The 24,232-nt window shown below is 67.3% G+C and carries 20 protein-coding genes and 1 pseudogene; 11 read left to right on the top strand and 10 right to left on the bottom strand.

The window, feature by feature from the left end; translation table 11 throughout:
* Positions 1 to 33 precede the first annotated feature (33 nt).
* Positions 34 to 1,059 carry a fatty acid desaturase gene (locus tag JYG32_RS26980; protein WP_213265646.1) on the bottom strand — a complete coding sequence of 342 codons (1,026 nt, stop codon included), beginning with the start codon at positions 1,057 to 1,059 and terminating at the stop codon, positions 34 to 36.
* A gap of 306 nt (positions 1,060 to 1,365) precedes the next feature.
* Between JYG32_RS26980 and JYG32_RS26975 the strand changes: the two genes are divergently transcribed.
* Together JYG32_RS26975 and JYG32_RS26970 are read left to right on the top strand one after the other, a co-directional pair.
* Positions 1,366 to 2,466 (top strand): porin, encoded by a 1,101-nt coding sequence (locus JYG32_RS26975; RefSeq protein ID WP_213265645.1) that lies wholly within the window; start codon positions 1,366 to 1,368, stop codon positions 2,464 to 2,466.
* A 23-nt stretch (positions 2,467 to 2,489) separates the two neighbouring features.
* Entirely contained in the window at positions 2,490 to 3,314 is an 825-nt protein-coding gene (locus JYG32_RS26970) for a phosphate/phosphite/phosphonate ABC transporter substrate-binding protein (protein WP_213265644.1), read from the top strand.
* 95 nt (positions 3,315 to 3,409) lie between these two features.
* Here the strand turns inward: JYG32_RS26970 and dbpA are convergent, their stop codons facing one another.
* The 5 genes from dbpA to JYG32_RS26945 form a co-directional block, all read right to left on the bottom strand.
* Positions 3,410 to 4,807 (bottom strand): ATP-dependent RNA helicase DbpA, encoded by a 1,398-nt coding sequence (gene dbpA, locus JYG32_RS26965; RefSeq protein ID WP_174378656.1) that lies wholly within the window; start codon positions 4,805 to 4,807, stop codon positions 3,410 to 3,412.
* Positions 4,804 to 5,001 (bottom strand): hypothetical protein, encoded by a 198-nt coding sequence (locus tag JYG32_RS26960; protein ID WP_174378657.1) that lies wholly within the window; start codon positions 4,999 to 5,001, stop codon positions 4,804 to 4,806. The genes dbpA and JYG32_RS26960 overlap by 4 nt, the downstream gene beginning before the upstream one ends.
* Before the next feature lie 338 nt (positions 5,002 to 5,339).
* A complete protein-coding gene (mqo, locus tag JYG32_RS26955) occupies positions 5,340 to 7,022 on the bottom strand; it encodes a malate dehydrogenase (quinone) (RefSeq protein WP_213265643.1) in 1,683 nt (560 codons plus the stop codon).
* Between the two features lie 560 nt (positions 7,023 to 7,582).
* Positions 7,583 to 7,864: a hypothetical protein gene (locus tag JYG32_RS26950; RefSeq protein WP_213267490.1), complete on the bottom strand. Its 282-nt coding sequence runs from the start codon at positions 7,862 to 7,864 to the stop codon at positions 7,583 to 7,585.
* A 65-nt stretch (positions 7,865 to 7,929) separates the two neighbouring features.
* Positions 7,930 to 8,418, bottom strand: coding sequence for an Lrp/AsnC family transcriptional regulator (locus JYG32_RS26945; RefSeq protein WP_213265642.1), 489 nt, complete (start codon positions 8,416 to 8,418; stop codon positions 7,930 to 7,932).
* A gap of 125 nt (positions 8,419 to 8,543) precedes the next feature.
* Here JYG32_RS26945 and JYG32_RS26940 point away from each other — a divergent pair, with 125 nt between their 5' ends.
* Both JYG32_RS26940 and JYG32_RS26935 read left to right on the top strand, forming a co-directional pair.
* Positions 8,544 to 9,581 carry a histone deacetylase family protein gene (locus tag JYG32_RS26940; RefSeq protein ID WP_213265641.1) on the top strand — a complete coding sequence of 346 codons (1,038 nt, stop codon included), beginning with the start codon at positions 8,544 to 8,546 and terminating at the stop codon, positions 9,579 to 9,581.
* A gap of 71 nt (positions 9,582 to 9,652) precedes the next feature.
* A complete protein-coding gene (locus JYG32_RS26935; RefSeq protein ID WP_213265640.1) occupies positions 9,653 to 10,795 on the top strand; it encodes a branched-chain amino acid ABC transporter substrate-binding protein in 1,143 nt (380 codons plus the stop codon).
* A gap of 25 nt (positions 10,796 to 10,820) precedes the next feature.
* Here JYG32_RS26935 and JYG32_RS26930 read toward each other — a convergent pair whose 3' ends face one another.
* Entirely contained in the window at positions 10,821 to 11,717 is an 897-nt protein-coding gene (locus JYG32_RS26930) for a mechanosensitive ion channel family protein (RefSeq protein WP_213265639.1), read from the bottom strand.
* 328 nt (positions 11,718 to 12,045) lie between these two features.
* Between JYG32_RS26930 and JYG32_RS26925 the strand changes: the two genes are divergently transcribed.
* A complete protein-coding gene (locus JYG32_RS26925) occupies positions 12,046 to 13,398 on the top strand; it encodes a M23 family metallopeptidase (RefSeq protein ID WP_213265638.1) in 1,353 nt (450 codons plus the stop codon).
* A gap of 173 nt (positions 13,399 to 13,571) precedes the next feature.
* Here JYG32_RS26925 and JYG32_RS39610 read toward each other — a convergent pair.
* Positions 13,572 to 13,960, bottom strand: a pseudogene (locus JYG32_RS39610) (fucose-binding lectin II).
* A 941-nt stretch (positions 13,961 to 14,901) separates the two neighbouring features.
* Between JYG32_RS39610 and leuA the strand changes: the two are divergent.
* Positions 14,902 to 16,611: a 2-isopropylmalate synthase gene (leuA, locus tag JYG32_RS26915; protein WP_213267489.1), complete on the top strand. Its 1,710-nt coding sequence runs from the start codon at positions 14,902 to 14,904 to the stop codon at positions 16,609 to 16,611.
* Here leuA and JYG32_RS39725 read toward each other — a convergent pair.
* The gene (locus JYG32_RS39725) at positions 16,608 to 17,381 is read right to left on the bottom strand and encodes a condensation domain-containing protein (RefSeq protein ID WP_433960858.1); all 774 of its coding nucleotides are present in this window, start codon (positions 17,379 to 17,381) and stop codon (positions 16,608 to 16,610) included. The genes leuA and JYG32_RS39725 overlap by 4 nt on opposite strands.
* A gap of 415 nt (positions 17,382 to 17,796) precedes the next feature.
* Between JYG32_RS39725 and JYG32_RS26900 the strand changes: the two genes are divergently transcribed.
* Both JYG32_RS26900 and JYG32_RS26895 read left to right on the top strand, forming a co-directional pair.
* Positions 17,797 to 18,579, top strand: coding sequence for a DUF3050 domain-containing protein (locus JYG32_RS26900; protein ID WP_213265637.1), 783 nt, complete (start codon positions 17,797 to 17,799; stop codon positions 18,577 to 18,579).
* Positions 18,576 to 18,965 (top strand): cupin, encoded by a 390-nt coding sequence (locus JYG32_RS26895; RefSeq protein ID WP_213265636.1) that lies wholly within the window; start codon positions 18,576 to 18,578, stop codon positions 18,963 to 18,965. The genes JYG32_RS26900 and JYG32_RS26895 overlap by 4 nt, the downstream gene beginning before the upstream one ends.
* A gap of 76 nt (positions 18,966 to 19,041) precedes the next feature.
* Here JYG32_RS26895 and JYG32_RS26890 read toward each other — a convergent pair whose 3' ends face one another.
* Complete coding sequence (locus tag JYG32_RS26890) at positions 19,042 to 19,815, bottom strand: AraC family transcriptional regulator (protein WP_213267488.1); 774 nt, start codon at positions 19,813 to 19,815, stop codon at positions 19,042 to 19,044.
* A gap of 109 nt (positions 19,816 to 19,924) precedes the next feature.
* On the opposite strand from JYG32_RS26890, the gene JYG32_RS26885 reads away from it, so the two are divergent.
* From JYG32_RS26885 to JYG32_RS26875, 3 genes are read left to right on the top strand one after another with little or no spacing between them, the layout of a single operon-like run.
* Positions 19,925 to 21,415 (top strand): TolC family protein, encoded by a 1,491-nt coding sequence (locus JYG32_RS26885; protein ID WP_213265635.1) that lies wholly within the window; start codon positions 19,925 to 19,927, stop codon positions 21,413 to 21,415.
* Between the two features lie 59 nt (positions 21,416 to 21,474).
* On the top strand, positions 21,475 to 22,599 hold the full coding sequence (locus JYG32_RS26880) for an HlyD family secretion protein (RefSeq protein WP_213265634.1): 1,125 nt from the start codon (positions 21,475 to 21,477) through the stop codon (positions 22,597 to 22,599).
* A complete protein-coding gene (locus JYG32_RS26875; RefSeq protein ID WP_213265633.1) occupies positions 22,596 to 24,176 on the top strand; it encodes a DHA2 family efflux MFS transporter permease subunit in 1,581 nt (526 codons plus the stop codon). Before JYG32_RS26880 ends, JYG32_RS26875 begins: the two co-directional genes overlap by 4 nt.
* The last annotated feature ends 56 nt before the right edge of the window (positions 24,177 to 24,232 follow it).

Raw genomic sequence — 24,232 nt, 5'->3', positions numbered from 1 at the left:
CGACGTGACGACGAAGCGCGGCTCCGTCGACCGTTACGTGCTGATCTGCAGAACCTTGTCGGCCACCGCCACCTTCACCCCGCCACCCGTCGACAGCGACGCCGTGCCCTGATCGAACGGATGCACCGGCGCATCGGTCGGCGTCCAAGCATGACGCGCCAGCAATTCGCGATATCCGCCGCGGATCACGAAGCCGCCGCATTTTTCCGCATACGCGTCGCGACGCATCCGGTACGCGCGCGGCAGGTCGTACCACGGCAGCTTCGGCAGGTCGTGATGGACGAGGTGGTAGTTGTTGTTCAGGTACAGCAGCCGCATCGCGAAGCCGGCTTCGTTGATCGCGATACGCGCCTTCGGGTGTCGCGCGGCGCGGTGCTCGTACAGCGAGCGGATCATCGCGAGCGAATGCGCGGGCCACGTGACCGCGAGCAGGTAGTACCACCACGGCACGCCGATCACCGATTGCAGCCATGCGAGCAGCGCCACGACGCACGCGATGTGGATTGCCCACATCGGCAGGTAGCGAAACTCGCCGCGCCGGAACTCGGCGAACGCATCGGCGAACATCGCGGCGATGCTCGTCGGCGGGCCGCATACCATCCGCCCGACGAACGTCTTGCGCGCGACCGACAGCACGCGACGCCAGCGCGGCAGCGTCGCCCAGCACGCACGCGACACGTAGTTCGTTTCGGGATCGACGCCGGGCACGGTCAGGTCTTCGTCGCGATGATGGTCGAGGTGCGTGTCGCGATACAGCGTGTACGGATACCAGACCGTCAGCGGCGGATAGCCGAGCAGCTTGTTCAGCCGCGCGGAACGCGTCGGATGACCGTGCAGCAGCTCGTGCTGCAACGACAGGTGCCACGCGCCGAGCAGGATCAGCGGCGGCGTCGCGGCAGCCGGCGACAGGTGCCGTTCGCGCACGAGCAGCAGCACCGCGAGCCAGCCGCCGTAGATCGCGACGACCAGCAGCCAGGTCGGCCACTCGGTGCGGGCGGTGAAACGGGCGTCGAGCGCGGCGATCGCGCGCGCGTGGTCGACGTCGAAGTATTCGGCCATGGTTCTGGAATGGAGCAGGCCGGGCGCCGGCCGCGATGCGACGTGCGGGCGAACCGCAGGCGGCCCGTGACGATTCGGAAGGAAAGCGAACTGTATCGAATCGGTGCCGGGCGGCCAATCAACCGATTCGCATTTGCTTATCGCGATGGGTCACAAGCCCGCCGGCCGGCGTCTGGCGGCGCGCGACCCGGAACTTCGGGAATCGAATTCTCGATTCGTTCGTTGGCGCGCGCGGAGGGCGCCGATATAGTCCCGCATTCCACGAAGACGCTTCGCATATCTGATCAAAACAACCGGACGTTCCCGATGAAGAAACTCCTGTTCGCGCTGCCGCTCGCCGCGGCCGCCACCGCGCACGCGCAAAGCAGCGTCACGCTGTACGGCATCGTCGAGGACGGCGTCGACTACGTGTCGAACGTGCAGGGCAAGCATCTCGTGCAGCTCGCGTCGGGCGTGACGGCCGGCAGCCGCTGGGGCGTGCGCGGCACCGAGGATCTCGGCGGGGGCTTGAGCGCGATCTTCCGGCTCGAAAGCGGCTTCGACATCAACTCCGGCCGCCTCGGCAGCGGGCTCGCGTTCTCGCGCAACGCTTACGTCGGCCTGAACGACGCGAAGCTCGGCACGCTCACGCTCGGCCGCCAGTGGGACTCGATCGTCGACTATGTCGAGCCGTTCACGCTGAACGGCAACATCGGCGGCTATTACTTCGCGCACCCGAACGACATGGACAACACCGACAACGGCTTCCCGATCTCGAACGCGGTCAAGTACCGCAGCCCGACGATCGCGGGCGTCACGTTCGGCGGCCTCTACGCGTTCGGCGGGCAGCCGGGCCGGTTCTCGGACAACGCGACGTTCAGCGTCGGCGCGAGCTACGCGGCGGGGCCGGTCGGCTTTGGCATCGGCTACCTGCGGATCAACAACCCGGGCGTGTCGACGCAGGGCTACCAGAACTATCCGGGCTTCACGAACGCGATCTACGGCAACTACCTCGATGCGGCGCGCGCGCAGAAGATGTTCGGCGTCGGCGCGTCGTACCAGGTCGTGCAGTGGCTGAAGGTGCTGGCCGACTTCACGAACACGAACTTCCAGCAGGGCAGCGCGGGGCACGACGCGACGTTCCAGAACTACGAGCTGTCGACGCTCGTCACGCCGACGCCGGCGGTGACGATCGGCGCGGGCTATACGTACACGACGGGCCGCGACCATGCGACGAACGCGGAGCCGAAGTATCACCAGTTCAACCTGAGCGTGGAATACGCGCTGTCCAAGCGCACGAGCGTCTATGTGATGGGGGCGTTCCAGAAGGCGGCGGGCGATGCGCCGGTCGCGCAGATCGCGGGCTTCAATCCGTCGGGCAACCAGAAGCAGGCGGTCGGCCGTGCCGGTATACGGCACGTGTTCTGACGTTTCGCCCGTAGAATGCGCGCATGAGCCGATGGATCGCAGAACTGCCGATGTACAACGTGACGCCGCGCCACGCCGCGCTGTGGCGCGCGCTGCTGCGCGACGCGCTCGATGCGTTCGCGAACGCGGGCGGGCCGGCGGACGCCGCGCTGCCCGACGAACCGTTCGGCGATTTGCACGCGCTGTGGCGGCGCGACGATCTGCTGCTGTCGCAGACGTGCGGCTTCCCGTACCGGATGCTTGGTTTGCGCGACGCCGTGCGATTGATCGCGACACCCGCTTTCGACGCGCACGGCTGCAACGGTACGCGCTATAGCAGCATGCTGGTCGTGTCGGCGCGCGTGCATGCAGGCGGCGCGACAGCGCTCGCCGCCTGTCGAGGGCTGCGCGCCGCATTCAACGGTGCCGATTCACACAGCGGGATGAACGCGTTCCGGCATGCGGTCGCGCCGCATGCGCACGACGGCCGCTTCTTCGGGTCGGTGACGGCGTTCGGCTCGCACCTGAACGTGTTGCGCGCGCTGGCGGCAGGTGTTGCCGACTGCGCGGCGATCGACTGCGTGACGTTCGCGTATGTGCGCGATGCGTTGCCCGACTTATTGAAGGACATCCGGATCATCGGCACGACGGCATCCGCGCCGGGGTTGCCGTTCATCGCGTCGCGGGCGCTGGAGGAAACGCAGGTGGCCGCGTTGCGCGATGCGCTCGATCGCGCGGTGGCGGCCGATGCGGAACGCTCGCGCGTGCTGAGACTGAAGGGATTCGAGCGGTTGTCGCCCGACGACTACGACACGATTGCGCGGTTTGCGCGAGAGGCCGCCGCGCACGGGTATCCGGAACTGGCGTGATGCGCAGGTAGTGCGGGGTAGTGCCGGGCGGCGCGGAACGGCGCGACACGGTGCGACACGGTGCGACACGGTGCGACCGTCCGCGCCGCTTCCCGTCACTCCTCGTCCATCAACCGGACTTTGACCCGCTTGCCCTTGATCTTGCCCGCATTGAGCTTGCGCAGCGCGTCGTGCGCGACGCCGCGCTCGATCGCGACATAGGTCGAGAACTCGGTCACGTTGATCTTGCCGATCTGCTTGCCGTCGAACCCGGCGTCGCCGGTCAGCGCGCCGAGCACGTCGCCCGGGCGGATCTTGTCCTTGCGTCCGCCGAGGATCTGCAGCGTTTCCATCGGCGGCAGCAGCGTGTCGTCGCCGGCCGGCTTCAGCTCGGCGAGCGGATGCCATTCGACATCGCGCTTCTGCGCCTGTTCGATCGAGCCGACGCGGCCCATCTCGTCCATGCTGGCGAGGCTCAGCGCCCAGCCGTCCTGATCCGCGCGGCCGGTGCGGCCGATGCGGTGCACGTGCACTTCCGGGTCGGGCGTCACGTCGACGTTGATCACCGCTTCGAGCTGCGCGATGTCGAGCCCGCGCGCGGCGACGTCGGTTGCCACCAGCACCGAGCAGCTACGGTTCGCGAACTGGATCAGCACCTGGTCGCGCTCGCGCTGGTCGAGCTCGCCGTGCAGCGCGAGCGCGTGGAAACCCTGCGCATGCAGCACGTCGAGCAGGTCGCGGCACTGCTGCTTCGTGTTGCAGAACGCGATCGTGCTCACGGGGCGGTAGTGGTTCAGCAACTGGCCGACCGCGTGCAGCCGCTCGTTTTCGGTCACTTCATAGAAGCGCTGGCGGATCTTGCTGTTGTCGTGGCGCTCTTCGAGCTTCACTTCCTTCGGGTTGCGCAGGAATTGCTGGCTCAGCTTGACGATGCCGTCCGGATAGGTCGCGGAGAACAGCAGCGTCTGGCGCGTCGTCGGGCACATCCGCGCGACTTTCGCGATGTCGTCGAAGAAGCCCATGTCGAGCATCCGGTCGGCTTCGTCGAGCACGAGCGTGTTCAGCGCGTCGAGCTTCAGGTTGCCGCGATCGAGGTGATCCATGATGCGGCCCGGCGTGCCGACGACGATGTGCGCGCCGTGCTCGAGGCTCTGCGCCTGCGGACGCATCGGCGTACCGCCGCACAGCGTCAGTACCTTCACGTTCTCCTCGGCGCGCGCGAGGCGGCGCACTTCCTGCGCGACCTGGTCGGCGAGTTCGCGCGTCGGGCACAGGATCATCGCCTGCACGTCGAAGCTGCGCGCGTCGAGGCGCGACAGCAGCGCGAGCGAGAACGCGGCGGTCTTGCCGCTGCCCGTCTTCGCCTGCGCGATCAGGTCCTGGCCGGCCAGCGCGATCGGCAGGCTCGCGGCCTGGATCGGCGTCATGTCGACATAACCGAGCTGCGCGAGGTTGGCGAGCGTGGCGGGCGTCAGCGGCAGCGCGCTGAAGGGCGTGGCGGTCGGTTGGGTCATTCCACGTCTCCGAGGTAAGGCCGGCCTTCCATCTGCTCGTAGACGATGGTGCCGTCGTCGGCTTCGAAGCGCTCGAGATAGTTGCGCGCGCCGCACAGCGGGCAGCGGAACAGCAGCCCCTGGCCCTCGTCCTTGATGACGACGTCGGACGTTTCCCACTGCGTGCCGCAGCTTTGGTTTCTGCAGGTAAACACGGTCTTTCTCCAGCTGAATTCGGTTGGTGGCGCGCCCGGGCGGGCGCGGCAACGGTGTGCGGCGCTCGCGCGGCTCGGGCGCGGGCCGCACCGGCGGTCGCTTGGACTGCGTCGATGCGGATGATGGATCGGGCGGCGACGAGGTCGCGCGTGCCCGCAATTCTAGCGGATGCGGGCGCCCGGCGCGGGCGACGCGTGTCGGCAACCCGGTTGGGGCGGCCGGTGTGAGGCGACCGGCTGCCGGACGCGTCGGCGGGGGCCGGCGCCGGACCCTCCATGAAAAACGGCCGCCCCGGTCAAGGGCGGCCGTGCGGGGCGGCGCAACAGTGTCGCGTGCGTTACAGCGCCATATCCGCGGCAGCCTTCGCCGGGCGTGCCGGCGCCGTGCCCGCGGCTTGCGACGGCGTATTCATGTCGATCTTCGGCGGCGGCGAGAGCTGCAGCACGTCGCTCGTGTAGGTCCATTCCTCGACGACCTTCGCCGGGCTGTCGTTCAGCTTCGTGCCGTAGCTCGGCACGATCTGGCGGATCTTCTGCTGCCACTCGGGCGTCGCGACCTTGTCCTTGAACACCTTCTTCATCAGGTTCAGCATGATCGGCGCGGCCGTCGACGCGCCCGGCGATGCACCGAGCAGGCCCGCGATGCTGCCGTCCTGCGAGCTGACGATCTCGGTGCCGAGCTTCAGCACGCCGCCCTTCACCGGGTCGCGCTTGATGATCTGCACGCGCTGACCGGCCTGCCACAGGCGCCAGTCTTCCTTCTTCGCGTTCGGGAAGTATTCCTTCAGCGCGTTGAAGCGGTCATCGTCGGACAGCATCAACTGGCCGGCCAGGTACTGGACCAGCGGGAATTCGTCGACGCCCACGCGCATCATCGGCGCGACGTTGTGCGTGTTGGTGCTCTTGAGCAGGTCGAAGTACGAGCCGTTCTTCAGGAACTTGGTCGAGAACGTCGCGAACGGCCCGAACAGGATGATCTTCTTGCCGTCGATGATCCGCGTGTCGAGGTGCGGCACCGACATCGGCGGCGAGCCGACCGACGCCTTGCCGTACGCCTTCGCGAGGTGCTGCTTCACGACATCGGGGTTGTCGGTCACGAGGAACGAGCCGCCGACCGGGAACGCGCCGTAATCCTTCGCCTCGGGGATGCCCGACGCCTGCAGCAGGTGCAGCGCACCGCCGCCCGCGCCGATGAACACGAACTTCGCGTCGACGGCCTGCGGCGGTTCGTCCGAATGCAGCTTGACCCACGACACGTGCCACGTGCCGTCGGCGTTGCGCGTGATCTCGCGCACTTCGCTCGACAGCGACAGCGTGAAGTTCGGCTGGGTCTTCAGGTAGCCGACGAACTGGCGCGTGATCTCGCCGAAGTTCACGTCGGTGCCGATCGGCGTCCACGTCGCCGCGACCTTCTGGTTGCGGTCGCGGCCTTCCATCATCAGCGGCACCCACTGCTTGATCTGGTCGTAGTCTTCCGAATACTGCATGCCGCGGAACAGCGGGCTTGCCTGCAGCGCTTCGTAGCGCTTCTTCAGGAAACGGACGTTGTCGTCGCCCCACACGAAACTCATGTGCGGCGTCGAGTTGATGAACGAATGCGGGTTCTTCAGCACGCCCTGCTTGACCTGCCACGCCCAGAACTGGCGCGAGATCTGGAACGACTCGTTGATCTCGATCGCCTTCGAGATGTCGATCTTGCCGTCCGCCTTTTCCGGCGTGTAGTTCAGTTCGGCGAGCGCCGAGTGGCCGGTGCCGGCGTTGTTCCAGCCGTTCGAACTTTCCAGCGCGACGCCGTCGAGGCGCTCGACCATCGTCATCGACCAGTCAGGCTGAAGCTCGTGCAGCCAGACGCCGAGCGTAGAGCTCATGATGCCGCCGCCCACCAGCAGGACGTCGACCTTCTTCGTATCGGCGGCGTGCGCGGACGACGCGGCGACGCACAGCGCGAGCGCCGACAGTATTACCCGTAACGTTTTGATCACAGCAGATCCCTTCTCAACTTGGATGCATCGGTTTGCCATGCCGCCCGGCGAGCGTTGCGACCGCGCCGATACAAGCATCCGGAGATCCGGATCGCGAATCCGGAATTCCGGATCGACGCTGCGCGCCGTTGCATTTGCGCACGCGAAACCGTTGCGAAGGAGACCTTCGGATCGGCTTCTTGCGGGCCGGCAATTGCCTGCGTCGCGGTGGCGCACAATGCGCCCGGGCCCTTGCGGCAAGCCTGGGCGGACGGCGCTTCAGGCTGCGTGGAAAGAGGCCGCGCGCGACGCGTGTGGCGGGGGCGGGGTGGCAAGGGGCGCGTAATATAACCGAACTCGGCTAACGTGTCGCACGCGGAAAATGTCCTTGTTTTTGTGGGGTTTTTCGCGTGTCCGGGTTTCCGGAATCGCGGTGCGCCGCACCGGAAAACCGGCGGGAAATTGACGGCGCGGCGCGCGCGATTGGCGCGCCCCGTGCCGATGCGAAACGTCGAAACGTTTAATCGTCGGAATGCCGATGCGCCGACGCAATGCGCGAGCGTTCGCGCAATGCTTCGCGTCGGCACGTCATGGCATCGCGGCATTGCGCCGCGATCCGCTTATTTCGCCGAAGTGTTCCTGCAGAACTGCTCGTACGCTTGCGCCGAATTCGCGAAGCCCTTTTGCTTCGCGAGTTCCCAGGGGCGCTCGCATTGTTGCGTCTGTTCGCACCATGCGTAGCCGGCCGAGCCGATGCAGCCGTGTGCATCGCGATCGCCGCCGACCCTCGGCGGTGCGGCTGGCGCCGACGAATCGGCGGGCGCGGACGATTGTGCCGCACAGGCGCTCAATGCGAATGCGATCGCGACGGCAAGCGAGACGGAACGGATGAAACGTTTCATGGGGTAGTGTTTCATGGGATGGGTTTGGGGAAACAAAATGAGGGCCCGCGCGTCCATCGCGCCGTTCACGCGTCCGGCACCGGCACGCGCGACGAGAACTTCACCTCGCGCAACGCGAGGCTCGACTGGATCGACGACACGCCGGCCTGCTTTCTCAGCACGCGCTCGACGAATTCCGCATACGCGTCGAGATCGGCCGCGACGACCTGCAGCATGTAGTCGGCCGCGCCGGTGATCTTGTGGCACGACGTCACCTCGTCGTGCCGCCGCATCACGTCCTCGAAGTGATCCGAATCCTGGCCCGAGTGCATGTTGAACGTCACCTGCACGAACGCGAACACGTTCATCCCGAGCGCGCGCCGGTCGAGGTTCGCCTGGTAGCCGGTGATCACGCGCTCGTCCTCGAGCCGCTTGCGGCGGCGCCAGCACGGCGTGACGCTCAGCGACAGCTTTTCGCCGAGCGTCGCGTTCGACAGCGCGCCGTCTTCCTGCAGCAGGCGGAGCATCGCGCGGTCGACGCCGTCCAGTTCAACCGAGGCACGATTTTTGCTCATATCCGTGATTCCGTAGACAGTTTTCTCAAAATTGTACGAAACGCGAATGTGAAAAGCAAAGTTATTGCCGGTCGGCGTCAATAAACTGTTGCCACCCCTCACTGCCATCACTGCGACGGTCAACCATGCTCACGGTCTACAGCAGCGATCATCACCTGCATCGCGGCGTCGAACTGAAGGACGGCGCGATCACCGAGTCGTTCGAAAACCCCCTTCGCGCCGAAACGGTGCTCGCGCAGGTTCGCGCGGCCGGCCTCGGCGACGTGATCGCGCCGCGCGCGTTCGACCGCGCGCATTACGCGGGCGCGCACAGCGCGCGCTACGTCGAATTCCTCGCCGGCGCATGGGACGAATGGACCGCGACGGGCCGCACCTGCCAGGCGCTGCCGCTCGTGTGGCCGGTGCGCGCGATGCCGGCGGCCGCGACGCTGCCCGACTTCATCGACGGCAAGCTCGGCTTCTTCGCGATGGACGCCGGCGCGCCGATCAACGCGGGCACGTGGGACGCGGTGAGCGCGAGCGCGAACTCGGCGCTCACCGGCGCCGACCTGCTGTCGAACGGCGGCGCGCGCGCGGCGTTCGCGCTGTGCCGTCCGCCCGGCCACCATGCGGGCCGCGAGTACATGGGCGGCTACTGCTACCTTAACAACGCGGCGATCGCGGCGCAGCACGTCATCGCGAGCGGCGCGTCGCGCGTCGCGGTGCTCGACGTCGACTTCCATCACGGCAACGGCACGCAGGACATCTTCTACGAACGCCCGGACGTGCTGTTCGCGTCGCTCCACGGCGAGCCGTCGGTGTCGTACCCGTACTTCTCCGGCTACGCGGACGAGCGCGGCGCGGGCGCGGGCGAGGGCTTCAACCTGAACCTGCCGCTGCCGAAGGGTACGCAGTGGGACACCTACGCCACGGCGCTCGGCCATGCGACGGACGCGATCGCGGCGCATGCGTCCGACCTGCTCGTCGTGTCGCTCGGCGTCGACACGTTCGAGCACGACCCGATCAGCCATTTCCGGCTGCGCTCGCCCGACTACCTGCGCATCGGCGAGGCGCTCGCGCGCCTGAACCTGCCGACGCTGTTCGTGATGGAAGGCGGCTACATGGTCGAGGAGATCGGCATCAACGCGGTGAACGTACTGCTGGGTTTCGAAGGGCGCGCGTGAGCGCGTCGCATTACCTTCAACGAACGACGTATCCGAACACGAACGAAGCGGGACAAGGAAGGAGACAAACCATGAATCGACATCACAAGACGGCATTTGCCGCTGCGGCTGCACTGACGTGCGCGGTTGCCGCGTTCCCCGCGCACGCGGACGAGATCGTGCGCATCGGGCACGTCGCGCCGCTGACCGGCGCGATCGCGCACCTCGGCAAGGACAGCGAGAACGGCGCGCGGCTCGCGGTCGAGGAAATCAACGCGAAGGGGCTCACGATCGGCGGCAAGCAGGTCACGCTGCAACTCGACGCGCAGGACGACGCGGGCGATCCGCGCACCGCGACGCAGGTCGCGCAGCGGCTCGTCGACGACAAGGTCGTCGGCGTCGTCGGCCATCACAACTCGGGTACGTCGATCCCGGCATCGCGCGTCTATCGCGACGGCGGCGTCGTGCAGATTTCGCAGGCTGCGACCAACCCGACGTACACGCAGCAGGGTTTCAAGACCACGTATCGCGTCGTCGCGACCGACGCGCAGCAGGGGCCGGCGCTCGCGATGTATGCGGCGAAGAACATGGGCATCAGGACGGTGGCCGTGGTCGACGATTCGACCGCGTACGGGCAGGGCCTCGCGACCGAGTTCGAGAAGGCCGCGAAAGCGGCCGGGATGAAGGTCGTGTCGCGCGACGCGACCAACGACAAGGCGATCGACTTCCGCGCGATCCTCACGAAGATCAAGGGCGAGAACCCGGACGCGATCATGTACGGCGGGATGGACGCAACGGGCGGCCCGCTCGCGAAGCAGGCGCGCCAGCTCGGCATGCGCGCGAAGATCCTCGCCGGCGACGGCGTGTGCTCGACCGACCTGCCGAAGCTCGCGGGCCCTGCGTCGGACAACGTCGTGTGTTCCGAGGCCGGCATCGCGCTCGAGAAAATGCCGAGCGGCGCGGCGTTCGCGAAGCGCTACGAAGCGCGTTACCACCAGCCGATGCAGGTGTATGCGCCGTTCTCGTACGACGCGGTGTACATCATCGTCGACGCGATGAAGCGCGCGAATTCGACGGACCCGGCGAAGGTGCTGGCCGCGATGCCGGCCACCGACTATCGCGGCGTGATCGGCGAGACGAGCTTCACGCCGCAGGGCGATCTGAAGCACGGCGCGATTTCCGTGTTCACGTACAAGAGCGGCAAGAAGGCGCTGCTCGATATCGTGAAGATGTGACGACGAAGCCGGGGCGCGCCGCGCGTCATGCGCGGTTCCGCGCCCCGATGTCTTGCGACGCCGGTGCGCGCGTGCCGGCCTGGCGCGACTCCGCGTCGTGCACGATGTGCAGTTCGCGCGTGCGGATCGGCAGCGCGCAGTCCGCATCGGCGAGCGTCTTGCGTACCTGGCGCGCGAGGCGCCAGCGCATCGCCCAGAACTTGTCGGTGTGCGTCCACACGCGCATGTTCGCGACGGCCGTGCTGTCGTCGAAGCGCATCACCATCACGTCCGGCGCCGGCTCCTGCAGTACGTCGGGATCGGCCACGGCCAGCGCACGCAGCGCATCGAGCGCGCGATCGATATCGTCGTGCACCGACACCTCGACTTCGAGATCGAGGCGGCGCGTCGGATTGCGCGTGTAGTTGCGGATCGAGCTGCCCCACAGCGCGCTGTTCGGCACGTACTCGCAGATGCCGTCCGGCTTCGTCAGCCGCGTCATGAAGAGCCCGACTTCATCGACGGTGCCCGCGACGCCCGTGCCGCCGTCGATATAGTCGCCGACCTTGAACGGCCGCAGCAGCAGGAGCATGATGCCGGCCGCGATGTTCTGCATCGTGCCCTGCAGCGCGAGCCCGATCGCGAGGCCGGCCGCGCCGAGCACCGCGACGATGCTCGCGGTCTGGATGCCGAGCTGCGACAGCGCGCCGACGATCGCGACGATGCGGATGCCCCACACGGCGACGTCGCAGAGAATCGGCCGCAGCGTGTCGTCGACGCGCTCCTTGTTCGAGAGCAGCCGGTTCAGCCAGTTGCCGATGCGTTTCGACAGCCACCAGCCGGCGACGAGCAGCGCCAGGCCGGCGCACAGCTTGATGGAAAGGGTGGACAGCGCGTTCCACAGGAACGTCCAGCGTTCCGGATGAAGGTGATCGAGAAACATACGGGATTCCGGTTGGGTGACACGATGCGCGACACGCGATGGTCCCGCCGCATTCGGGCAGGCACGGGCTCGCGCGCCGGCAGCGTTCGACTGTACATGGCACACGATGGTTCGTGCGAATGCATGGGGTCGGAGTGCCATGCCGTCGGACGGTGCAATCCGAATTTCGTTCAAGTACTAAGCAGCGGTGCCAAAAAATAAGATTGGTCCTATTTAGCCGTTTCAGGCATGCCGATACACTCGTATTCAAGTTGCCGGATCGCGACGCCAGTTCCTCCGCGATACCCGGTCCTTTCCCGATTTTTCATCGATAGCGAGTGACGACGTCATGCGATTAGACCTGCGTTTCCGTCTCGCACGCGAACAAGGTCAATCCGCCCGACGCAGTGCTCCGTGTTTTCCGATTCGCCGCGTGCTGTTGCGCGGTGTCGTCGCGACAGCCTGCGTGGCCGGCGCTCACGCTGCGGCAGCCCAAGCCGCTCGCGATGCCGCACCCGTCGCATCCGCGACGGCGGAATCGACCGACCTTGTCGACGTGCCTTTTTTCAATTCCGCCCGGACGACGTGGGGCGGCTTGCGCGCATCGGCGGCAGCGCCGCTCGACGTCGCATACGCATCGCATGCGTCGAACATGCCGACGGGCATCGATCGCGACGACCCCGTTGCGCGCTTCGGCGCATGCGTGGCTTACCGCGTGCTGTGCGATGCGGCGCGCGATGCGGTCGAACGCGCGTACGCGTCCCGGTTCGACTACGGTCTTTCGTCGCCATTGCCCGCGATGGGCACGCAAGCGGCGTTCGAGCGGCGTCCGGTCGATCTCGCCTCCGCCGAGCCGTTCATGCTCGCGGCGCCGGATCGCGGCACGCGCGCCGGTGCGATTGACGGCAGCCTGCAAGCATCGCTGGCGCGCGCCGAACTGCCGGCCGGCGTTGCCGCGCAAATCACCCGCATGCTGGCCGGGCGCGTCGATCCGAAGCAGCGCGGCGCGATCGGCGACACCTTCCGCGTGACATTCGAACCGGACGACGATGCGACGCTGCCGGGCGGCGTGCGCGTGACGGCGCTCGACATCCGTTTTCGCGGCCAGCACGTCGCGGGTGTGTGGTTCGCGCCCGATGCAGGCTCGCCGGGCGCTTATTACGACTTCGACGGCCTGCCGCTCGCAGGCTCGCGGTTCGCGATGCCGGTCGCCGCGAAGCGGATCAGCTCGCAGTTCGGCGTGCGCGTGCATCCGGTGACCGGCGCGCGTCACGTGCATTCCGGCGTCGATCTTGCTGCACCGGCGGGCCGCGCCGTCCATGCGTCGGAGCGCGGCGTCGTGTCGTTCATCGGCACCGAGCCGCGCGGCTACGGCAAGTATGTGGTGATTCGTCATGACGGCGGCTATGCGTCGTACTACGCGCACCTGTCGGCGTTCGAGCCGACGCTGCGAACCGGCGCGCGCGTCGTGCGCGGTCAACGCGTCGGTGCGGTCGGCAGCACCGGGACGGCGACCGGCCCGCATCTGCACTTCGAGGTCCGGCGACATGACCGTCTCGTCGATCCGGTCGCGCTGGTGCACGCGGCCAATGCGGCGAAGCTGAAGGGCGAGCGGCGGGTGGCGTTCAACCGCGTGGCGCATGCCGCGCGTACGCAACTGGCCTCGGCCGCGTGGACGCAGGCTGTTGCAAGGTCGACCTAAGTCTCGGACGTGACGACGGATGCACTGGTGATCGACGCTGAAAGGATGGGCATCGTGGTCTGCTGAAGGCGAAACGGGTTTCGAGTGCGTTGCTTCGCGATGCGATGCAGAACCGCCGGGCTGCGCGACAGGTGGCTGCCCGGCGGTCGTCGGTGGATCGGCGGAGCGATCGATCAGCCGATCGGCCATGGAGCACGACGATGCCGTCGTTGTAGTCGCTGTCGTGGCCGTCTTCCGACACGACGATCCCGAAGTTGACCGTGTACGGCGAACCGTCCGACTTCTTGCCGTTGATCGGCGCGAGGCGCGCGTCGGTGGCCGACGGCTTGCCGTTCACCGTCACTTCGAAACGGATCTTGCCGTTGCCGGAATTCAGCGTGGCTTCACGCGTGCCGTCGCGCGTCGTCAGCTTGTGATACGCGGCGGGTTCCTTGCTGTCGCCGATAAACAGCTTGATGTGCTGTTGTTCGGCGGCATTCGCGAAGAAAATCGCGCGGAAATCGGTATTCGGCGGAATCGAAAATTCACCGGCGCGATTGGACGACGTTTGAGAATCGGCCATGCTTTCCTCCTGAAGGACAGTGGTAAGGCGTCTCGCCGCGTCGCGCAAACGTTTGTTGTTTGAAACGCGGTTTTGAAAGCATGTCGAAAAATAAATAAAAAAATATTCTCCGTGTAATGGTTATTGTTCAGTCAATCGAAAATGAATGCGATTTGATTTAATGGGCCGGTTTCAGTCGGCGGCGTTTCGAGATATTCGATAAACTATATCGGCGCGTGTATCGTTTTTCTGAACGATGCGCGGCCGCGCAGGCGGATCGAGAGAGGCGGGGCAATCGGGCTTCGGAGCAGACGCTCGGCGCTCGCATATGGCAGCGTGTCGTTTCAACATCAGCATCTTTGTCATGGCTGCGCCCACCGACCACCACCGAACGCCCACGCCGAAGCCCGATCGCAATGGGGAGGCGTGCGGCGACCGGCGAAGAGGATGGACCGACTCACTCCGAACATGAATAGGGCCTCACCGGTGCCGCACCCGTGAAGCATATCGACGGGGGAAGTCGTCGCCTATCGGACGGGACTGATTTTGCAGGCCACGTTGCCGCAAGATTCACGCGCACCCCGTTGACAGCAGCGGTCACCCTGTGATTTGATGCCGGTCATGCACGCCGCTCAGTTCCTCTTCTCGCTACGACTACTAGCCCGCTTCTCCGGGCTGGGTCTGCGGCTGCGCGCTTTCCATCTGCTTCTTTCCTGAAGCGCCAGATTTCCCCTGCATCACCGACCTGGCCCCGGTTGTCGACCGGCGCCTGAGTTCGTCTTTTTTCCGTATCGCTCCGCTCCGTCCCGGTCGCCCAACCGCCAAGGCTGTCGTTTGCCGTACCGCTTTGCCGTTGTGCTGATTTCTTGCCGTTTTCACCGCTGCGCGTGCAGCCGGCCTCTACCCGTGATGGCCGCCGCGCCGCGGTTTCCCGACAAACAGACCGAGGACCGAACATCATGATGCTGAAGAACCCCGCGACGAAGTACCGACCGTTTACGCCCGTCAACCTGCCGAACCGCGTGTGGCCGACGCGCACGATCACGCACGCGCCGATCTGGATGAGCACCGACCTGCGCGACGGCAACCAGGCGCTGTTCGAACCGATGGACGCCGCGCGCAAGATGCGGATGTTCAAGACGCTGGTCGCGATCGGCTTCAAGGAGATCGAGGTGGCGTTTCCGTCGGCGTCCGAGACCGACTTCAACTTCGTGCGCGAACTGATCGAAGGCGGCCACATTCCGGACGACGTGACGATCGAAGTGTTGACGCAGGCGCGCGACGACCTGATCGAGCGCACGTTCGAATCGCTGCGCGGCGCGAAGCGCGCGATCGTGCACTTGTACAACGCGACCGCGCCGGAATTCCGCAAGATCGTGTTCGGCCTCGACCGCGACGGCGTGAAGCAGCTCGCCGTAAACGCGGCGCGCACGATCAAGCGCTGCGCCGACGCCGCAACCGATACGCGGTTCACGCTGCAATACAGCCCCGAAACCTTCACGGCCACCGAACTCGACTTCGCGAAGGAAGTCTGCGACGCCGTGTTCGACGTCTGGCAGCCGACGCCCGGGCACAAGGCGATCGTGAACCTGCCGGCCACGGTAGAAATCGGCACGCCGAACTTCTATGCGGACCAGATCGAATGGATGCACCGGAACCTCGCGCGACGCGATTCGCTGATCCTGTCCGTGCATCCGCACAACGACCGCGGTACCGCGGTCGCGGCGGCCGAGCTCGCGGTGATGGCCGGTGCCGACCGGATCGAGGGCTGCCTGTTCGGCAACGGCGAGCGCACCGGTAACGTCGATCTCGTCACGCTCGCGCTGAACCTGTACACGCAGGGCGTCGATCCGGGCCTCGATTTCTCGCAGATCAACGAAGTCGCGCGCACGTCCGAGGAATGCACGCAGTTGCCGATCCACCCGCGTCACCCGTATGTCGGCGACCTCGTGTTCACCGCGTTCTCCGGCTCGCACCAGGACGCGATCAAGAAGGGCTTCGTGGTGCAGCGCGCCGATGCCGTGTGGGAAATGCCGTACCTGCCGATCGATCCGAGCGATCTCGGCCGCACGTACGACTCGATCATTCGCGTGAACAGCCAGTCGGGCAAGGGCGGCATCGCGTACCTGCTCGAACAGGGGTATGGCGTCGCGCTGCCGCGTCGCCTGCAGGTCGATTTCAGCGCGGCCGTGCAGCGGCTGACCGACGACAGCGGACACGAGGTGACGAGCGCGCAGATCTGGTCGCTGTTCCAGCAGGAGTACGTCGAAAGCGATGCGCCGCTGCGCTATGTCGGCCATGAGCTGACCGAACGCGACGGTCGCGAAACGATCGTGCTGACCGCCGATGTGCACGGCGAGCGCCGTGTGCTGCGCGGCGAAGGCAACGGCCCGCTCGACGCGCTGATGCACGCGCTGCGCACGCCGCTGCGGATTCAGCACTACGAGGAACGCGCGCTGTCGCAGGGCGCCGATGCGAAGGCGATCGCGATCGCCGAGCTGGCCGGCACGGGCGTGAGTGGCAGCGCGTTCGGCGTGGGCGTCGACGCGAACCTGACGACCGCGTCGATTCGCGCGGTGATCAGCGGCGTCAACCGTGCGTATGCGTGGGCCGACGAAGCGGCGCAGGCGACGTTCTTCGGCGCGCAGCCGGCGGTGAAGGCCGTCGCTTAAGCGGGGCCGAGGCCCGGGCGGCGTGACCGGCCCGGGCTTCTTTCAGGTTGCGGCGTGCAGGCGCGCGCCGTCAGGGCAGCAGCCCGAGCATCGCGGCCTTGGTGGCCGCATGTGTCTTGTTCATCGCGTCGAGCTTCACGACGGCGTTCTGCAGATGGAACTTCACTGTCCGCTCCGCGATCCCGAATATCTTGCCGATCTCGTAAGCTGTCTTGCCATCGGCCGTCCATGCCAGCATCTCGCGTTCGCGCAGCGTCAGTCCGCCGCCGGCCGGCGCGATCGGATCGGCGAGGCGCGGCATCAGGTACGCGTGCGCGGCATGCGCGAGGCGCGCGCACGGCGATCAGGCTGCCCGAGTAGCCGTCGACCAGGATGTGCGCGTAGCCCTGGTACCAGTAGTAGTGATCGGGCGCGATGCGGTACAGCGTGTGGCGGAAGAACGGCCCGCGCGCAAGCTCGATCGCGCCCGTGCAGTGCGCGCGCATGCCGGCGTGCGCGTCGGCCGTGCCGGCGAGGTCCACGTATTCGAGCGTCCAGTCGTCGGCGATCGCCGCGTCGAGCACACGCACGGGCGTGTCGCCGTGCAGGACGATATGCGTCGTGTGCAGCGTCTGCGCCTCGCGGATCACTTGCCGCAGCGCGCGCTCGAATGCACCGGTGTCGAGCGCGCCGCGAATCTCCAGATACTCGGCCGCATAGATATGCGTCGACGGGACGGGATACGCGAGCGCGGCCTCCCAGAAATCGGGCTGCGGCGCGGACAGCGGCAATTGATGCGTCGAATCGGTCACGTCGTTCTCCCGGGAACCTTATTCCGGTGGATGGATTAAATGCGCGTATTTGTTTAATGAAAAATACATATTCGCATCGTGCATTTCATTTTTGATGAATCGCAATTCTTATCCTAGATAGCCCGATTTGCGGCTGTCAATTCCGGGCGGTTTCGTTGGTAATTCGGCAAAGCCTTGCCAGTAAATGGGTTTGGGTGATTTGATGCGGTCTAGTCCGGGAAGAGTGTGAGAATGTCCGTTTTGAATAGACGGCAAATTATCAACTTATTTAGCATCGACGCCTGAAATTGCTGCGCGGGCCGAAAACGGCATGCAGGCAATTCGCCGGAAGGGTTTCCGGCGACGGAGGCCGGCGCGGTCGGCTGGCGCGAGCGGACATCACAAGGAGAGTGTCGTGAATCAACTGGAAGGGCTGGAGCGAAAAATCGGCGAGCAGCACGAGCGGCTCGCGCATCATCCGGTGTTCGGATCGATCCGCACCATCGACGAGCTGCGCGTGTTCATGGAATGGCACGTGTTCGCCGTGTGGGATTTCATGTCGCTCGTGAAGCGGCTGCAGCTGGACCTGACGACCGTCGCGGTGCCGTGGGTCGCGCCGCGCAACGCGAACGCGTCGCGCCTGATCAACGAGATCGTGCTCGGCGAGGAATCGGACGAAACGCCGAACGGCCACATGAGCCATTACGACCTGTACCTGCACGCGATGCGCGATGTCGGCGCGTCGACGTTGCGCATCGAGGAAATGGTGTCGCTGGTGCGCTCGGGCTTCTCGGTGTCCGCCGCGCTGAAAGCCGTTGACGCGCCGGAGCCGGTGATCCGCTTCGTCGAGGCGACGATGGCCGCCTGCACGTCGGGCGCGACGCACCAGGTGCTGGGCAATTTCTTCTACGGCCGCGAGAACGTGATTCCCGACATGTTCCGCACGCTGCTCGACGAATGGAAGATCGATCGCTCGTCGATCCCGCTGCTCGTGTATTACCTCGACCGTCACATCGAAGTCGATTCGGGCGAGCACGGGCCGGCGGCGCGCGCGATGATTCGCGAGGCGGCCGACGGCGACGCGGCGAAGCTCGAGGAAGCGCTGCAGGCCGGGCTCGATGCGATCGACGAGCGGATGCGGCTGTGGGACGGGCTGCTCGCGCATCTCGGTCAGACCCGCAACGTGGTGCCGGCATGAACGCGCGCGGGCTGTCCGAGCGCATCGTCGATTTCGCGGCGCTCGACCGGGAGCATCCGCCGGCCTTCGACGACGGCATCGACCAGGTCGTGCTCGTCGATACGCTGGACGAGCACGCGAAGCGCGGCATCCGGACGCGGATCGTGCGGTTCGATCCCGGCGCGGCCACGCGCGTGCCGTTCCTGCACGACTACCACGAGGAAGTGCACCTGTTCGACGGCGACCAGAGCCTGGTCGACGTCGCGACGCGCGAGTATCGCGCGACCTATCGGGAAGGCAGCTACTTCGTGCGTCCGGTCGGCACGCCGCATGGCCCGTTCCGCAGCGACGCGGGCTGCCTGCTGCTCGAAATCCATTACTACGGTTCCCCGGAGGGCACGCGATGACGACCGCCGTGACATACGTGAGCCACGTCGACCGCTGGGAGGCGCGCGCGACCAGTTGCACGCAGCGATGCGCAGTTCAGCGCCGCCGAAAGTATTCGCTCGGCGCGACGCCAAGCGCCTTGCGGAACATCGCCGCGAACGCGCTGGGGCTGTCGTAGCCGTGTTCGAGCGCGAGTTCGAGGATCGGCGTGCCGGCGGCGAGGCGCGGCAGGCTCAGCAGCAGCCGCGCGTGGCGGCACCACGCGCCGTGCGTCATGCCTGTCTCGCGCTTGAACGCGCGCGCGAGCGTGCGCTCGTTCATGTGCGCGTCGCGCGCCCACGACTGCAGCGTGACGACCGACGACGGTTCGTTGATGAGCCGCGTGCACAGCGCGACGAGCGCGGGATGGCGCGGCATCGGCACGTGCAGCGACAGCGACGGTGCGATCTCGATCTCGTCGAGGATCAGCGCGAGCACGCGGCCCGCGCGGTGCGACAGGTCGTAGTCGGCGGGCAGGTCGCAGGCCGTCACGATCAGTTCGCGCAGCAGCGTGCCGACCTCGATCACCCGGCATTCGTTCGGCAGGCTCGGCCGTACCTCGGGGCCGACGAACACGGTGCGCATCTGGACGTCGCCGGCCGAGCGGATCTCGTGCTGCGTGCCGCCCGGCACCCACACCGCGCGGCCCGTCGGCACGACCCAGCTGCCCGCGTCCGCGTGCACGATCATCACGCCGGAAATTGCGTGGATGAGCTGGCCCTGGCGGTGCGAATGCGGCGGGTACGACATGCCGGCCGGCGAGTCGGACGCGACGACGGCGATCTGCTTGTCGCGCGCCTGGCGCTCGAGCGCGATGAAGAAATTTTCCAATTGATCCGTGTGTCCTTTTCTCGACGACGAATGCACTTTACGCGCGAGATCGACCGCATAGGTCGAAATTACCATAAGCCCATCGTTTGTTCGACCTTCTTGCCACCCGATGCGCGTTCCGTCCATTCCGTCCGCTTCGCCCGTTTCTCCTGCCCCCGGCGCACTGCCGCGCGCGCGGCGCGCCACCTGCGCGGCCGTGCTGCTGGCGTCGGCCGCGCTGGCCGCGTGTTCGGTCGGCGAGCCGTACCGGCCGCCTGCGCCCGACGCGGCGCGTACCGGGCCGTTCCACGCAGCATCAGGCGTGCCGGTCGCGGCCGGCGGCGAGCCGCCGGAGCGCTGGTGGCGGCTCTACGACGATCCCGTGCTCGACGGCCTCGTGCGCGATGCGCTCGCGCAGAACCGCGATCTCGCGGCGGCCGTCGCGCGGGTCGAGCGGGCGCGCGCCGTGTTCGACGAGACCGGCGCCGCACGGCTGCCCGACACGACGGCGGGGTTCGGCGTCGACTACGGCAAGCACGCGCCCGACCAGGTCGTCGCGGCGGCCAAGGGCACCGACGCGCGCACGCGCTGGGGCTTCGCGCCGTCGTTCTCGCTGTCGTGGGAAGTCGATCTGTGGGGCCGCGTGCGCCATCTCGTCGACGCCGCACGCGCGGACGCCGACACGGTGCAGGCCGCGTCCGATGCGATGCGCGTCGTGGTGGCCGCCGAGACGACGGCCGCGTATGCGCAGGTGTGCGCGTACGGCGAGCGGATCGACGTGGCCGAGCAGTCGGTCGCGATCGCGGACCGGCTTGCCGCGCTGACGGCGAAGCAGCGCGCGCACGGGCTCGTGTCCGACCTCGAAGTGGCGCGCTCGCGCGCGTTCGCCGACGACACGCGCGCCGACCTGCCGGCGCTCGTCGGGTCGCGTCGCGCGGCGCTGTACGAACTCGCGGTGCTGACCGGGCGCGCGCCGGGCGCGCTGCCCGATGCGGCCGCGCACTGCCGCACGGCGCCGGTGCTCGCGCGGCCGTTCCCGGTCGGCGACGGCGCGTCGCTGCTGCGGCGGCGCCCCGACCTGCGCGAGAGCGAGCGCCAGCTGGCCGCCGCGAATGCGCGGATCGGCGTGGCGACGGCCGAGCTGTATCCGTCGATCTCGCTCGGCGGCTCGGTGAACTGGCTGTCGACCGGCAGCGATCCGTCGACGCTCGGCGACAAGTACGCGATCGCATGGGGCGTCGGTCCGCTGATCACGTGGCGTTTCCCGAACCTGGCGGCGAGCCGGGCGCGGCTCGCGCAGGCGCGCGCCGACAACACGCTCGCCCGCGCGCAATTCGATGCGCAGGTACTGCGCGCGCTGAAGGAAACCGAGCAGGCGCTCGCGCGGTACGGCGCCGCGTGGCGCCGCCGCGCCGCGCTCGAAACCGCGCGCGCCGAGCATGCGCGCGCCTATCGCCTCGCCGAGCTGAACTACGAGGCCGGTGCACTCGATTTCCTCGGCGTGCTCGACGCGCAGCGCAGCCTCGTCGCGGTCGATTCGGCGCTGGCCGAATCGACGCAGCAGGTCGCGCTCGACCAGGTCGCCGTGTTCAAGGCGCTCGGGGGCGGCTGGCAACCGTAGCCGGCCGCCTTCGCTGCGCCCCTGTCCGTTCTCTTGCACGCCAACTCATCATTCCGATCATGAGCACGACTGCCGTACCCGAAAAAACCAAATCCGCCCGGTTCTCCCGGCGCCAACTGATCGTCGCGGGCGTCGTGCTCGCCGTCATCGCGCTCGCCGTGTTCGGCTGGCACTGGTGGGCCGTCGGCCGCTTCATCGAGGGCACCGACGACGCGTATGTCCGCGCCGACGTCGTCACGGTCAGTTCGCGCGTGTCGGGCTATGTCGCGCAGGTCGCGGTCGACGACAACCAGCCGGTGAAGCGCGGCGACGTGCTCGTGCGGCTCGACGATCGCGACTATCGCGCGAAAGTCGACGATGCGCAGGCCGCCGTCGCGGCGGCCGACGCGACGCTGCAGGCCGAGCAGGCGGCGGCCGCGACGCTCGACGCGCAGGTCGGCCAGCAGCGCAGCCAGATCGCGCAGGCCGACGCCGACGCGGCCGCCGCGCGCGCCGAGGCCACGCGGCGCGATGCCGATGCGACGCGCTACAAGCAACTGCTCGCCGAATCCGCCGCGAGCGGACAGCGCTGGGAGCAGGCACACGCGGACGCGCTGAAGGCGCGCGCCGAGCTGGCCCGCGCGGGCGCGGCCGTGCGGGTGCAGACCGACCAGCAGACCGTGCTGCAGCGCCGCCGCGAGCAGAGCACGGCAGCGATCGCGCAGGCGCGCGCCCGGCTCGCGGCCGCCCAGGCCCGGCTGGCGCTCGTGCAGCTCGATCTCGACCACACGGTGATCCGCGCGACGCGCGACGGCAGCGTCGGCCAGCGCGCGGTGCGTGCGGGCCAGTATGTCGAGGTCGGGATGCCGCTGCTCGCGGTGGTGCCGCTGAGCGACGTGTACGTCGTGGCGAATTTCAAGGAAACGCAGCTCGGCGCGATGCATGACGGCCAGCCCGTCGAGATCGACGTCGACACGTATTCGGGCCGCACGCTGCACGGCCGCGTGATCGGCCTCGCGCCGGGCTCCGGCGCCCAGTTCGCGCTGCTGCCGCCCGACAACGCGACCGGCAACTTCACGAAGATCGTGCAGCGCATCCCCGTGAAGATCAGCGTCGATACGCCGCCGGCCGGCGTCGTGCTGCGACCCGGGATGTCGGTGATCGCGCGCGTGGACACGCGCGGCACGCAGGGGGCCGGCTCGTGACCGCCGCGACCGCGCAGGCCGCGCAAGACGATACCGTTTCGCTGCGCGCGTGGGTCGCGGTGCTCGGCGGCGTGTTCGGCTGCTTCATGGCCGGCATGAACGTGCACGTGACCAACGCGTCGCTACCCGACATCCGCGGCTCGCTCGGCGCGAGCTTCGAGGAAGGCTCGTGGATCACCACCGCGTACCTGGTCGCCGAGATCGTCGTGATTCCGCTCACCGGCTGGCTCGTGCAGGTGTTTTCCGCGCGACGCGTGCTGTTGGTCGGCGCGACCGGGTTTCTCGCGTTTTCGCTCGCGTGCTCGGTCGCGCCGAGCATCTCGACGATGATCGTCGCGCGTGCGCTGCAGGGCGCGTTCGGCGGCGTGCTGATCCCGCTGTCGTTCCAGCTGATCGTCACCGAACTGCCGCCGTCGAAACACCCGCTCGGGATGGCGCTGTTCGCGATTGCGAACAACGTTGCCCAGGCGGCGGGGCCGTCGGTCGGCGGCTGGCTGACCGACATGTATTCGTGGCGCTGGATCTTCTACCTGCAGATTCCGCCCGCGATTGCGCTGGTCGCGGCGATCGGCTGGGCGATCCGGCCCTTGCCCGTGCAGCTCGGAATGCTCAGGCGGGCCGACTGGTTCGGGATCGCGACGATGGCGATCGGGTTGAGCGCGCTGCAGATCGTGCTGGAGGAGGGCGGGCGCAAGGACTGGTTCGCGTCGGACCTGATCGTCGAACTGTCGATCGTCGCGGCGGTCGGTCTCGCCGCATTCGTCGCGATCGAGCTGCGGCGCAAGGAGCCGTTCATCAACCTGCGCCTGCTCGGCCGCTACAACTTCGGGATCGCGAGCCTGATGCAGTTCCTGTTCGGCGCGGTCGTGTTCGGCGTGGTGTTCCTCGTGCCGAACTACTTCGCGGAACTGCACGGCTACAGCGCGCGCGACATCGGCCTCGCGATGATTCCATACGGGCTCGTGCAGTTCGCGATGTCGTTCCTCACGCCGCCGCTGATGCGCCGCACCAGCCCGCGCACGACGATCGTGCTCGGCTTCGTGCTGGTCACGGCCGGGTGTCTGATGAACATTCACCTCGACGCCGACGCTGCATCGAACGTGATCGTGCCGTCGCTGATCGTGCGCGGGATCGGGCAGTCGTTCGTCGTGATCGCGCTGGCCGTGATGGCCGTCGACGGCATCGAGAGGGCGCAGCTCGGCTCCGCGTCGGGCGTGTTCAACATGGTCCGCAACGTTGGCGGCGCGATCGGCATCGCGGTGATGAGCCAGATCGTCGTCGAGCGGCAGAAACTGCACGCGATGCGGATCGGCGAGGCGGTCACGCCGTTCTCCGAAGCGTTCCAGGAGCGCATGGCGATGCTCGCGCGGCTGCTCGCGCGCGTGCATGCGCCGCGCGCGGACGCGCTGCCGGGCGGGTCGGTCTCCGGCGTGCACGAGTTCGCGCTCGGGCTCATCAACCAGCGCGTGATGCGCGAGGCGTTGCTGATGGCGTACAGCGATACGTTCCTGATCGCCGGGATCGCGATGATCGGGTGTACGGCGGCGGCGTTCGTGCTGAAAGGGAAGAAGGCGTGACGGTGCTCGGGCCTGACAAACCTGACAGGCGATGACTTCGCACAACGGGCGTATCG

The organism is Burkholderia pyrrocinia (genome assembly GCF_018417535.1).
GTDB classification, from domain to species: Bacteria; Pseudomonadota; Gammaproteobacteria; order Burkholderiales; family Burkholderiaceae; genus Burkholderia; species Burkholderia pyrrocinia_E.
This window is presented reverse-complemented; position numbering and strand designations above follow the sequence as displayed.